Source organism: Mycoplasma bradburyae (assembly GCF_024339025.1).
Classification (GTDB): Bacteria; Bacillota_I; Bacilli_A; order Mycoplasmatales; family Mycoplasmoidaceae; genus Mycoplasmoides; species Mycoplasmoides bradburyae.
Genome location: NZ_CP101415.1, coordinates 464,510 through 477,560 on the forward strand (window position 1 = coordinate 464,510; position 13,051 = coordinate 477,560).

The window sequence follows — 13,051 nt, forward strand, 5'->3', positions numbered from 1 at the left end:
TGGAAATCTGACGAAAAAATTATTAAGGTTGATGAGGTGAGAATGCAATAAAAAAAGACATAACTACCCTTAATTTATGCCTTTTCTTTTGCTTGAATTGCTTTGTTTTAAAAATATCTAATAACTAATTATTTTTTACTTCTTCTAGATTCTAAAGTAGATTGGTAATCATTGTATTCTAACTTAACATCAATACTGTTAATTCTAGAATCAGGTCTTAAGTGGAAGATCTTAGATATTGCTAAGATCTCGTTCTCTATATTGAAATAAACTGAATAAGTAACTAAACAAGGAAAGTTTTCATTATTTGGTTTTAAAAACTCTTTAATTGGTCCAGTATCATTACAGATCATTGTTATTTGTTTATGTTTAACTACTGGTTGACCGTTATCAGCAAACATCGTAAAGTCTTTAAATGACATCGAGTTTGAATTATGATAAACTAACAATTTACGATTCAATAAAACTTGATTAATATATAAAATTTCTTTATCTTTACCAAAATAAATTACTTGATCGTTTTTTGAGAAAGAAGAAGATAAGAAATCTTCTTTATCAGATAACTCCTTAAACATATTGATGTCAAATGAAGTATAAGGAGTTCGATAAAGTTCGTTATAGTCATAACTTTCAACTTTATCGAAATCTAAGAAATTAATAAAGAATCCTGTTTTATAATCTTTATGAACGAAATATCCAGGTTTAGAGTTATTATCTAGAACATTGTAATTACAAAGAATGGAGAACACTCTTCTAATTAAGTTTCTAGAAATACCAAATTTAATTGATAATTGTCGTTCTGAAGGGATTCTTTTACCTGGTAATCATTGACCTGATTGAATCTTTAAGTATATATATAGTAATACCGTATTATGCATTTATATACAAAATTATTGATTTTATTCGGGGTTGATTATAAAATAATTTAAAATTTTTTTAAGCTTATGAATCATCAGTTACAATGAATTAAATTAGCAGAGCAGATCCATTATGATAGTGGTTACGTGTTTTGCAACATTATAGATCCAGCACTAATTAACCATTTAAATTTTGATAAAAAGAATAGTCCATTAGTATTTTTTATCATTTGCGATCAAGATGATAATCAACTATTAATATTTGATAATACGAATGGATTTAGTTTTGATGAAATCAAGAGTTTAAGTAATTTTTACCAAGGCGAAAACGATCAATATCATGCCTATTTTAGATCATTAATCAAATTAGGTGACAGTTTTGAATTCATCAATCAAAATGCTTCTGAAGAAGTTGGTTATTACTTTACTTTAAAGAAGAAAGATAACCAACTTGAATTTAATGATTTAAAACAAACCGAACGCGGTGAGTATTATTATCGAACGAAGTTTTCAAATGGAACTTTAGTAAGAATAAAGAAGCTGAAAAAATCATACGAATTAGATGAATCTAAGGTAATTGCTAATCGTTTAAAACTAATTTATCAAAAGTTTATTAATACTAATAAGTTGGAAATCTTTATCTTACATAAGAAAAACGAAGAGTTTTACGATTTAGCTGGTAGCAACCCTGCTAAGATCAATTCATTTGATAAAGCTAAACCACTAGCCAAGACTAAAAAACCTGTTTTAGCTACTTTAAAAAACGGTAAAAACCGTCTTATTGTCGATAAAATTATCGAATGAAACGACAAAAATATCTATGTTAATGGTTATGTCGGGATTTTAAAAGATCCTGATTTTAAAAGAGCTGGTTTGTATCTTTATAACAATAATAAACTAATCAAAGGTATTAGTTATTACGAAAGATATCGTCCTGAATTATTGTTTGGTGATATTAATCATTTAAATAATCAATATATTTATGGTGAGATTGAATTATCAAATATCGATGTGGGAATATCTAATGATATCTTTGAGTATGATGCTAAGTTTGAAAAACGCTTATTAAAATATTTAATTAGCTTAATTGGTGATCAAAGATGTAATCAAGAAGATAAAATCAGCGGCTGGGTAAAAAATCTCGATAAGCAAAAAGATACAGATGAAAATAATTCAAATAAAGAAAAAACTAAAGAATTAAATTCAACTGATGAATCAACCTCTTCAGAAAATAAAAAAGAATCATAGAAACCTGATTAATCACCTAATCTAAACCATTTAAATTAGGTGATTTTTATTTGTTTTTTATGAATTTTAAGATATGCAATAAATCTTAAAAATTTTATAAATCATCGAAAAAAATAACATTTTTATATAAAAGAACTAACTAAAAATAGATAGTGTTTTATGCATAAAAATAAAAAAACACAACCCATTTGAGTTGTGTTTAAAAGTATGATTTAATTATTATTAGATCTTACAAACTTCACATTCCATAACGCCAGCTTGATCTTTAGCTCAGTCTAAGTTTTCAGAATCTTCTAGAACGTTTTGACGAACTCTTACATAATAGATTGATGAACACTTAGATTTATAAGCGCGAATATAAGCTTTATTTAAATCTCTTGTTGTGGCAGTATCATTCATAAATAATGTTAATGAAATTGCTTGATCAACATGTTTCTGTGCTTGAGCGCAGATATCAATATAAGGATTAGGTCCTAATTCATACGCCCCATCTTTGTAGTATTTATAGTTAGTTTCATCTAATTGGTATGCTAATGAATAAATACGACCAATTTTACCTTCTTTACGAACTTCAACTGGTGCTACAACAGGTTGTAATGAAGGAGTACAAGAAGATAAATAAGAAATACTTCCAGTAGGAGCTACTGCTAGTAAGTGCGAATTAGCCAATCCTGTTTTTTTAATTTGTTCTACAAGATCTCTTCAATCTTGTTGAGTAGGAACTTTAATTTTATAACCATCAAAGATTTCTTTAATTCTAGAGTTTTTAATTACATATGTATTAGGATCGCATTCTGTATATTTTTTAAAATATGATCCATCAGCATATTTAGAAGAAGAGAAATTAGCATATGTTTGTTTAGTTTCAGTTGCTATACGATTAGAAGCTTTAAATGCATAATATGCCAAAGTGTAGAAGAAGAAATCGGTAAATTCTAGTGCTTCTGGTGAATTGTAATAAATTTGGTGGGTTGCTAAGAAACCATGTAAATTCATTGCTCCAAGTCCTAGTGCGTGGTTATTAGTATTACCATTTTTAATTGAAGGAGCAGCATCTAAATTAGCAGTTCTTGAAACATGATCTAATGATTTAATTGCATAGTAGATCGATTCTTCAAATCGATCACCAGAACGCATCATTTTATCAATATTAACAGAACCTAAATTACACGAGATATCTTGACCTAGTTTTTTAATTGATAAATCGATATTATATTCAGTTGATGATGAACTTTGTACGATCTCAGAGCAAAGATTAGACATCACAATACGACCAGCGTTCGGGTTGCGATTGTTTACTGTATCATCGAATAATAAGTAAGGATAACCTGATTCGAAATGTAATTCAGCAACAGTTTGGAAGAATTTTCTAGCAGATATATATGTTTTCTTGATTCTCGGGTTATTAACCATATTATGATATTCTTCAGTTACTTTGATATCTGATAATGGAATACCATATTCTTTTTGAACATCATATGGCGAGAATAATGCCATTTGATCGTTATTTTTAGCTAATTCAAAAGTAATGTCAGGAACAACTAAACCTAGCGCTAAAGATTTAATACGAATTTTTTCGTCAGCATTTTCTCTTTTAGAATCCAAGAAAACCATAACATCTGGATGATGCGCGTGTAAATAAGCAGCACCAACTCCAGGACGTTGTCCTAATTGGTTAGCATAAGAAAATGAGTCTTCAAGAATCTTCATAACTGGAATTACTCCAGAAGCTTGCCCTTCAATATTTTTAATTGGAGCACCGAATTCTCTTAAGTTAGTTAAACATAAAGCAACACCGCCACCACGTTTAGAAAGTTGCAATGAAGTAGTTATTGCGCGACCGATTGATTCCATATTATCTTCAACTCTTAAAAGATAACAAGAAACATATTCACCCCTTTGTTTTTTACCGGCATTTAAAAATGTTGGCGTTGCAGGTTGGAATCGTCCTGATAGGATTTCGATTAGGATATTCTTAACGCTTTCAAAGTTTTTACCACCTAAAAACAAGGCATTCATCAAACAACGATCGCTATAAGTTTCTAAAAATTCTTTACCATCATTAGTCTTCAAACAATAAGCATTGTAAAACTTAAATGCCCCCATAAATGATGGGAATTTGTGATCAAATTCTTTAATTAACTCATAAAGTTCGATTAATTGAGATTCAGAAACATTTTCAACAACTTCTCTTTCATAAAAGTTGTTGTTAATTAAATATTCCATTCGTTCTTTAATGCTATTAAACTGCTTTGTTCTAGGTTTTACGTGAACATCCATATAGATTTCCACAGCTTTAGCATCGTTTTTAGTAGAATTTTTACCTTCGTCAAGCTTACTCATTGCATTATAAGCAAGATATTGATCAGCTTCTTTAAAGTTGTTACTCATTTTTATTTCTCTTCCTTAAGTTGCAATATTTATCTTTCTATAAATATTGGTATATTAGTATAAATTTATTCTTCTCATTGTCACAATTTTTGAATTCGTTCACGAACTAAATCTTCGTCATATTTAGTTCCGATTAGTTCAAAAATATGTAATAAAGGTACATCTAATTTTGTTCTTAAAACGTGACCAGCAAGTCCATATGTTTCACCAAAATTAGTATTACCACTAGCAATTACACCAACACAGTGATTACGGTTTTTTTCTTTATTTAAGAATTTAATAACTTGTTTAGGTACAGCACCTTTGAAATCATCTAATCCGCCAGCATATGTTGGACAGATTAAGACATAGTCAAAATCAACTTCGATATCTTCGTTTAAATCGATTGGAATTCTAGTTGCAGGATAACCTAATTTATCACAAAATTTCTTAGTATTTTCGGTTACGCTTGAAAAATAAACTACATTGATACTTCCTAAAGGTTTTCTTTTAGGAACATTAAGCTTTTGATTATCTTGCATTGATTAAAACTCCCAATCATCATCTTCTGTTTCTTCAGTTACACCCATAATATATGAGCTACCATTACCACTGAAGAAATCATGGTTTTCATCAGCACGAGCTGATAGTTGAGCAAATACTTCGGGAGCAATCTTAGTTTCTTCTGGAGTAAATGGAGATTCATAACCACAGTTTTGCAAGAATTTACCAGCGTTGTATAAACTAAACGCAATCGCTTCGTCTGCTAACCCAAAACCATCGTAAAGTTCTCTTAAGAAATCTTTTTCTAATTCAATTAGTTTGTACAAAGTATCAAATACGAATTGTTTGTATTCTTCTTGTTTTTCTTTTGGTAGTTTTTCTACTTTTTTACGGTATTTATACCCTGAGTAGTAATTATGAATTACTTTATCTCTTAAGATTAATCTAATAATATCACTTGTGTTTGGTAACTTAGCTCTAGCTGCTAAATAAAACGGTAAATAAAATCCACCATATAATAAAAATCCAGGCATAAGTGCTGCCGCAATCTTAGATTTTAATGGATCACTTGAAGTGTAATAAGGTACTAAGAATTTTGCGCGAGCTTGTAATTTTTCATTATTAATTACTCATTCATGAGCTTCTTCAATTTCATCACTTGTATTTAGTGTCGAGAAGATTGTCCCATAACTACGAGCATGGACTCCAACCATAAATGAGAAATTTGCATAAATAAATTGTTCGTGGTCTGTTAATGAGTTAGGTATCTGAGCAATATCACCTAAAGTACACTGAATCGTATCTAAAAGCGTTAAACCTGTGAATGTTCTTGTTAAAAGTTGTTTTCATTCCGGTGTCATTTCATTTCAAGACTTAAGGTCATTAGATACAGGAATTTTTTCTGGTAATCAAAAATTTTGCGTTACTCTCGTTCAAACTTCTAGATCTTTTGGATCGTTAATAACATTTCAGTTAATAGAACGCATAACACCTTTTTGTCCATTCGCAACATATCCAAGCGGGCTAAATGATTCATCATAGTATTTATTGTTATTCGACATATAAAATAGTTCCTTTCGCAATATTGAATTAAAGATAAGTTTAGACTAAAAAGGCATAGCGTTATTTTTTATAAAAATAAAAGTTTTGATTACATGTTCTTAGATTATTGTTGCTAATTTAGTCTAGGGGAAATAATTATAAGAGAAAAAACCACAATGAAAATAAAAAAATTTTCTTACAAAAATTTATCTTAATAAAATCCTTTTATTTTATTAAGTTTTGTAATGATTTTTATTTTTTAAAAATTTTTTATTTTACTCAAATAAAAATAATATGTTATAAATATCAATTTTAATTGCTTAAAAAAATTAAAAAAACATTTAAATTTACCGTGTTTTTGTTATTTTTGCTTGCTTATTAGGTTTATTTTTTAATAAAATAACTAACTTATAAATAAGTTAAAAAAATTAGCATTATAAACTTATAAAACCTTGTGTTTTAAAGGATTTTTAGTTATCAAAATAATAAAAAACAACTCCTAGGTTTAAGAGTTGTTTTAATTACATAAAAATAATCTTTAATAAACTTAATGACCGGTTTTATTAGATCGCGATGAATGTCTTTTAAAAAAACTGATTGTTAAGATAATTAATAATATTGTTGCTAATAATGAACCAGCTCCAATCACTATTAAACTCGGAATGTTTTTAATTGACACTTCAACATTTTCTTGAGTTACAGGTAATATCGAGAAGATTGTTGTTAAGAAATCCATTAAACCGAATAAGAATGCGGTAATAATCCCTAATAATAAATATTTTCGTTCTTTGGATTTACCATACATCTGATCGTCACGATTAATCGTTTTAATAAACTGATTAATTGTATCGTTAAAGTCGTTGTATTTAAGCAATTTATTAATAACAACTTCAATATTACCAAGACCATAGATTTGTTTGATTGTGTAATATTTAAGTTGATTAAGTTCGTTTAATAACTCACGCATTATTTGAGGTTGCGTATTTTTTAGTTTGTAAAACTTATTAGAAATACTTAAATACTTTGCTTCATATAAGTTTTCATAAATTAAAGCTCAGTTATAAATTTCAAATAAGTTAAGATTTTCAAAATAACTTTTAATTATTAAAAAGTCCTTGTTTTGATTAATGAAACATTCATAGTTTTGGTTTAACTCACACAAAACTAAATCATGTTTTTTTTGATAATCAACTTGATCTGAAATTTTGAAATTACTAACTGATGATAAAAGTTGATCAAACTTCGTATTAATATAGTTTTTATTATCCAGCCCAAAGATTTCAGGATACATTAAAAGTAAAACAATCGTTTCATACTTATCAAGTTTTTTATCTGATAAAGATAATTCAAAATTTAATATCTGATCAGATAAGGATTTTTCTTCAAATTGATAAAGATCATAAAACTCATTAATTAAATCTAACGCATCTTCTAGATTATCAACATCTTCTTGTTGCAAATCTAATTCATGGTTAAAGAAATATTTACTATTAACATAATTAAAAAGATTTAAAAAATCTAATTCTGCATGAGCGTTAGTTTTTACATTACTTAGATTAGTTTTTCTTTGAATGAAATCAAGAAAACTAATCGGCTTATTCGATTGAAAAAACGCTTTAAGATCTTCATAGATCATTAGAATGATCATATTTAAGATATTAATCGCATAAAAGAATTCTTCGTAATCAACTCCTAAATCATTATTTTCATCTAATGATTTAATCGTTGATACAAATTGATTTTTAAACTTTGAAGACAGATAAATTGAATCATCTTGCTTATTAATACTTAAGTCTTCAAATAAGCGAACCTGACTTCTTAGAGAATTTTCCATAAAATGTTCTTTAATGAAATTTTTTATGAAATAATTCCGATAAACATTTTTAATAAAATCTTCAAAATTAACTTCAATAGCTTGTTTGAAAAATACGAAATTACCCGAAATAATTTTGTTGATTTCATCAAACATCAGATTGATTTGAATCTTATCACAATACTGATTTAAATAAGAATAATCCTTAACATAAAGTTCAAAAACAAATCTTAAGTCTTGAGATTGGTTAGCTTCAATTTCAAAATCATTATTAATATTAGTGATATTAACATAAAAAGCCTCACCGTATTCATCGTGACGAATAACATCAAAATGGTTAAGGTTGTTTGTTCCGATAATACTATTAATTTTCTTTAATGAAAAATTAATGATATCACCAATAGATTCTTCATTAAGTAAAGACTGCACATCAAAAAATTCTTCGTTGTTAGCTTTTAATAACTTATAGTTATTTTTTGAGATTTTTGTGATGATGCATTAAACAAGTTTGAATCTAAAAAGCTTTTGTTAATTTTTTGAATATTGAAATTAACGATATTTTTAATATCGAGATTAAAACTGTTTTTATCTTTATTCTTCTTTATTAAATCCATAAATTTAACAAAAATATTATAAATATTTATTTTATTTAAAATGAGTTAAAGAACAAGTTTTATTATGTTATATAATAAATAGAATTATGTCAAAAATATCAATTATCTACTATTTAAGCCAAGAAGTTATGAATTTAAAGACTTCTTTAAATTCTTTATTTAACATCAATAATCTAAAAGATCATGAACTGATTTTTATTAATGATGATGTTAATGAAAATGTGATAAAAATTTGACAAACAGAACTAAGCAAATATAACGATTTAAACTATCAAATCGTTAATGTTTCGCAATCATTAGGAATGAGCGAAGCTTATAATCTAGGAGTTAGAGTAGCTAGTGGTGAGTTTAGTTTATTAACTAACCAATTGATTAATTTTAAACCTAGTATTTTAGATGAATTAACAGCACAGTTAGAAAAACTCGATGATGATGTTGGTGTGCTTAACTTTTTAATCGATGAACCAGCTTTCTATGATCAGAAAAAAGATATGGCTGATAACAAGGACGCTAACTTGTTAATATATGATAAGTTACATATCGATCTAATCATTAAGGGTTCATTAAACTTTTATGATAAATTGTTTAGAACTAAATTATTAGTTGATAATAAACTTAAATTTAATGTTACTCACTACCAACCAGGGTTGTTTATTTTGAAAGTTTATGGCAAGACTAATAAATGTGCAGTTTATAAAAAGATCTTAGCTAAGCGAAGAAAAGAAATTAGTCTTGGTAATAACATCTATGACGTATTATTCCAAATCAACCAGTTTTCCCAACTTAAAGAATACAATAAATGAACTGATAAGTACCAATATGAATTAGAATTCATTGCGATCTTAATGTCTATGTATCATTTTGTTTCTTTAGTATTACATTCAAACTTTTCAGATCGTGATAAACGCAATGCTATTAAAATAAGTAATGAAATGTTATTACGCTTCTTTCCTAAATACGAAAAAAACAAGTTTATTAATGAGATTCAAAACGAACATTGAAGAAATTACTTCTTGAAGTTCAAACCTAAATTAGCTTGAATTCAAACTAAGTTTGATGCTGATAAATAATGAACGTTATATTTTATAACGAAGACAAAAAGATTAATGAGCAATATTATCTAGCTAGTGCAACTAAAAGAATTTTTGCAGCTTTATTTGATTTAATATTCATTAGCGGTATTAGTTTTGGTATTAATTACCTAATTAACTTTTTGTTTGATCAATATTGAACTAATTATCCGATTGGATTATTCGTAATTTTAGTAGGAATAACTACTTTTATTTTTTTTAGTCTTTATTTTATTTTAATTCCTAGATTAACTAAAGGTAAAACGCTTTTTAGATTGGTGTTTAAGATTCAGTTGATTGAAAGAAATGAGATTAAAAAATACGTAATTCACTTATTTTTGCATAATATCTTAATCTATTTGTTTTTAGTTGTTATTATGATTGTTATGGGCGCTTCTTTATTTAGTTTTACTAACAATCAACAAAAAGAAATTATCAATTTATTCCTTAAAAAAAATATCTTAGATCAACCGGTTAATATCATTATCTTTGTTAGCTTTTTTAAGGGATTATATTCAGTTTATGCAATCTTATTATTAGTTATTTTGATATCAGTAATAATGCGTTCTAGAAAACTAGCATTACACGACAGAGTTGCTAACCTAGTTATGATCGATCTATCTACTAAGATAGATCTATATAAACAAGAAGAAAAAAAACCTAAACAATCTGATAAGATTGAAATTAATCTACCTGGAAATATTGATATAAGTGAGATTTAAATATGAAAGATTATCTACAAAGACTAAACAAACAACAATATGATGTTGTCACTAGTGAGTTAATTCCAATCTTTGTTGTAGCAGGCGCTGGAACAGGTAAAACAAATGTTTTAACATCAAGAATAGCTTATTTGATTGATCATTACAATATTCCAGAATACCGATTATTAGCAATCACTTTCACGAATAAAGCTGCTAAACAGATGCAACACCGACTAGAACTTTTATTACAAAAACCTAAAGTAGATGTATCTTTTAGAACTTTTCACGGACTGTGTGCACAAATCATTCGTGAAGAAGTTGATCATATTGATAACTTAGACAACAAATTCAATATTCTCGATGAAGTTGATCAAGGAAGTGTGATTAATGAAATCTATAAATCACCTAAGTATGATAGTTATCGCGATACCTATATAGACTTTAAGAAAAGTAATATTTTAGCTTTGATTAATGAAGCTAAAATATATAACTTAAATATTCCTGAATTTTTAAGTTCTGATTTTAATAAATTAGGTGAAGATCATAAGATTCCCAACAATCTAATTAATTGTTATAACGAATTTTATGAAGATTACCAACAAGCATTAGTTGAGCTTAATTCAATTGATTTTAATGATTTATTAAATATTACTTATAACCTTTTTCAAAACAATCGTTATGTTTTGAAAAAATGGCAAAAACGTTTTGATTGTATTTTAGTAGATGAATTTCAAGATACTAATGAAATTCAATACAACATCATTAAATTATTAAGAGAAGAAAATGATAATTTCTTATTCGTAGGCGATCCTGATCAATCTATTTATGGTTGAAGAGGTGCTAGTAGTGAGATTGGTGATTCAATTCAAAACGATTTTAGTAATTTAGCTATTAAATATTTAACTAAGAACTATCGATCTAAACAAAGTATTTTAAATTTAGCTAATGAAGCAATTAAAAAAAATAATAGTCGTTATTTCAAATCATTAATATCGCACGATCTGACTGATCTAGGTAACAAACCGATCTGAATTAATTTTGCTAATAGTGAATATCAAAACCGTTTTGTAATCGATGAAATCAAAAAAATGATTTCAACTAAAAGATATTCTTATGGCGATTTTGCGATTTTATATCGAACGAACTTTAGTTCGTTATCTCTTGAAAGACTAATTAAAGAGAATCGTATTCCTTATGAAATTTATGGCGGATACAAATTCTTTTTAAGAAAAGAAATTAAAGATTTAGTTGCTTATCTTAAATTAGTCGATACAAATGATAATGTTGCTTTTGATCGAATTATTAATACCCCTAAAAGAATGATTGGTGAAAGTAGTGTTGCTATTATCAAAGAACTAGCAAACAAAAAAAACGTAACATATTTTCAATCGCTTGATTATTTAGATGAAAGTGAATTAAAGCCAAGTGTTAAAAATAATGCTTTGAAATTTAAAGCATTGATTGAAACTTTAAGAAGCAAAAAAGAAGATAAAACTCCTTTAGAAATCCTTAAAGAAATTATTGAAGTAACCGATTATTATAATTATTTAAATGAATCTACCAAGATCTTTAGTGTCAATGAATTCGTTGATTTCTTAGAAAAATATCAAAATGAATACGAAAATGATTTTGGAACAATTCTAACTATTGATGACTTTATCCAAAATCTAGCGCTTGAAAGCGATATCCAAACAGGGACTAATCAAAAAGAAAAAAACGCTTTAAAATTAATGACGATTCACAGTGCTAAAGGTTTAGAATTCAAGAATGTTTTTATTATTAATATGAATGAAAACATTCTACCAAGTGCTAGAGCAATATCATCTACTAATAGCAATAAAAAAATTGCTGAAGAAAGAAGAATTGCTTATGTAGCATACACTAGAGCTAAAGAAAACCTTTGATTATGCTCAAATGAAGATTATGATAATCGCTCAAGAAATGAATCAATGCCTTCAAGATTTTTATATGAAATCGGTAAAGAAGTATTAGATATTCAAAATAAAGCTAACAACATCATTCATCGTAACGACTTTCTAACTGATGAAGATGGTTGGTACAATTCTAAAAAAGATAGTTCAAATCTAAATGCTTGAAACTCAACCACTGAAATAAAACATAACTATTTTGTCGGTGAGATTATTTACCATAAAGTTTATGGTGAAGGAATCGTTCGTTTAATTGGTGATTCAACAATTAAAGTAACTTTTAAAGATAAAAAATCTGGTAGCAAAGAATTGCTTAAAGATCACAAGTTAATTAGCTATGTCAAAGAATAAAAATCAATTAATTCGTAAAGAATTAATTGATCAAGCAATTGCGTTTGCTAAAACAAACGATAAGAAAATTATTGATGAATCATTAACAAAAATAGTTTTTGAATATATTAAATCCAACAACTTTAAAAAGATCGGTCTTTATAGTAGTTTGATTTATGAGTTTGATACAATTCAATTAATTCAAAAATTAATTGATGATAATTATCAGGTTTTTTTACCTAGAGTTAATGATGATAATACAATTGATTTTTACCAGATTGAGTCATTAGATTTTAGTTTTGATCTTAAATATAAAATCAAACAACCTATAAATTCTATAAATAAACTTGATAATAATCTAGATTTATTTATTATCCCTTTAGTAGGTTATAATTCCAGAAAAATCAGACTGGGTCATGGTAAAGGGTGCTATGATAGATTTTTTAATAATTTAAAATATAAAGGTTATAAAGTTTGTGTTGCATATGACTTTATGCTTAACGATCAATTTGATACACATCAATATGATGTAAAAATTGACTATATCTTTAATATTAATAACTTATAAATAC

10 protein-coding genes are annotated in these 13,051 nt (G+C 26.9%); 5 read left to right on the plus strand and 5 right to left on the minus strand.

Annotated elements, in window-relative coordinates:
* Positions 1 to 128: 128 nt before the first annotated feature.
* Positions 129 to 878: a GntR family transcriptional regulator gene (locus tag NMG77_RS01925; RefSeq protein ID WP_255046057.1), complete on the minus strand. Its 750-nt coding sequence runs from the start codon at positions 876 to 878 to the stop codon at positions 129 to 131.
* A 66-nt stretch (positions 879 to 944) separates the two neighbouring features.
* Between NMG77_RS01925 and NMG77_RS01930 the strand changes: the two genes are divergently transcribed.
* A complete protein-coding gene (locus NMG77_RS01930) occupies positions 945 to 2,105 on the plus strand; it encodes a hypothetical protein (RefSeq protein WP_255035025.1) in 1,161 nt (386 codons plus the stop codon).
* A 222-nt stretch (positions 2,106 to 2,327) separates the two neighbouring features.
* Here NMG77_RS01930 and nrdE read toward each other — a convergent pair whose 3' ends face one another.
* The 4 genes from nrdE to NMG77_RS01950 form a co-directional block, all read right to left on the minus strand.
* Positions 2,328 to 4,496 (minus strand): class 1b ribonucleoside-diphosphate reductase subunit alpha, encoded by a 2,169-nt coding sequence (nrdE, locus tag NMG77_RS01935; protein ID WP_255046058.1) that lies wholly within the window; start codon positions 4,494 to 4,496, stop codon positions 2,328 to 2,330.
* A 65-nt stretch (positions 4,497 to 4,561) separates the two neighbouring features.
* Complete coding sequence (nrdI, locus tag NMG77_RS01940; protein WP_255035027.1) at positions 4,562 to 5,017, minus strand: class Ib ribonucleoside-diphosphate reductase assembly flavoprotein NrdI; 456 nt, start codon at positions 5,015 to 5,017, stop codon at positions 4,562 to 4,564.
* A gap of 3 nt (positions 5,018 to 5,020) precedes the next feature.
* Complete coding sequence (gene nrdF / locus NMG77_RS01945; RefSeq protein WP_255035028.1) at positions 5,021 to 6,040, minus strand: class 1b ribonucleoside-diphosphate reductase subunit beta; 1,020 nt, start codon at positions 6,038 to 6,040, stop codon at positions 5,021 to 5,023.
* Positions 6,041 to 6,567: 527 nt separating this feature from the next.
* Positions 6,568 to 8,328, minus strand: a complete 1,761-nt coding sequence (locus NMG77_RS01950) for an MPN337 family protein (RefSeq protein WP_408954339.1) — start codon at positions 8,326 to 8,328, stop codon at positions 6,568 to 6,570.
* A 205-nt stretch (positions 8,329 to 8,533) separates the two neighbouring features.
* On the opposite strand from NMG77_RS01950, the gene NMG77_RS01955 reads away from it, so the two are divergent.
* From NMG77_RS01955 to NMG77_RS01970, 4 genes are read left to right on the plus strand one after another with little or no spacing between them, the layout of a single operon-like run.
* A complete protein-coding gene (locus NMG77_RS01955) occupies positions 8,534 to 9,517 on the plus strand; it encodes a glycosyltransferase family 2 protein (RefSeq protein ID WP_255035030.1) in 984 nt (327 codons plus the stop codon).
* Positions 9,517 to 10,239, plus strand: coding sequence for an RDD family protein (locus NMG77_RS01960; RefSeq protein WP_255035031.1), 723 nt, complete (start codon positions 9,517 to 9,519; stop codon positions 10,237 to 10,239). The genes NMG77_RS01955 and NMG77_RS01960 overlap by 1 nt, the downstream gene beginning before the upstream one ends.
* 2 nt (positions 10,240 to 10,241) lie before the next feature.
* Entirely contained in the window at positions 10,242 to 12,500 is a 2,259-nt protein-coding gene (locus NMG77_RS01965) for an ATP-dependent helicase (protein ID WP_255046060.1), read from the plus strand.
* Positions 12,487 to 13,047, plus strand: coding sequence for a 5-formyltetrahydrofolate cyclo-ligase (locus NMG77_RS01970; RefSeq protein WP_255046061.1), 561 nt, complete (start codon positions 12,487 to 12,489; stop codon positions 13,045 to 13,047). Before NMG77_RS01965 ends, NMG77_RS01970 begins: the two co-directional genes overlap by 14 nt.
* Positions 13,048 to 13,051: the final 4 nt, after the last annotated feature.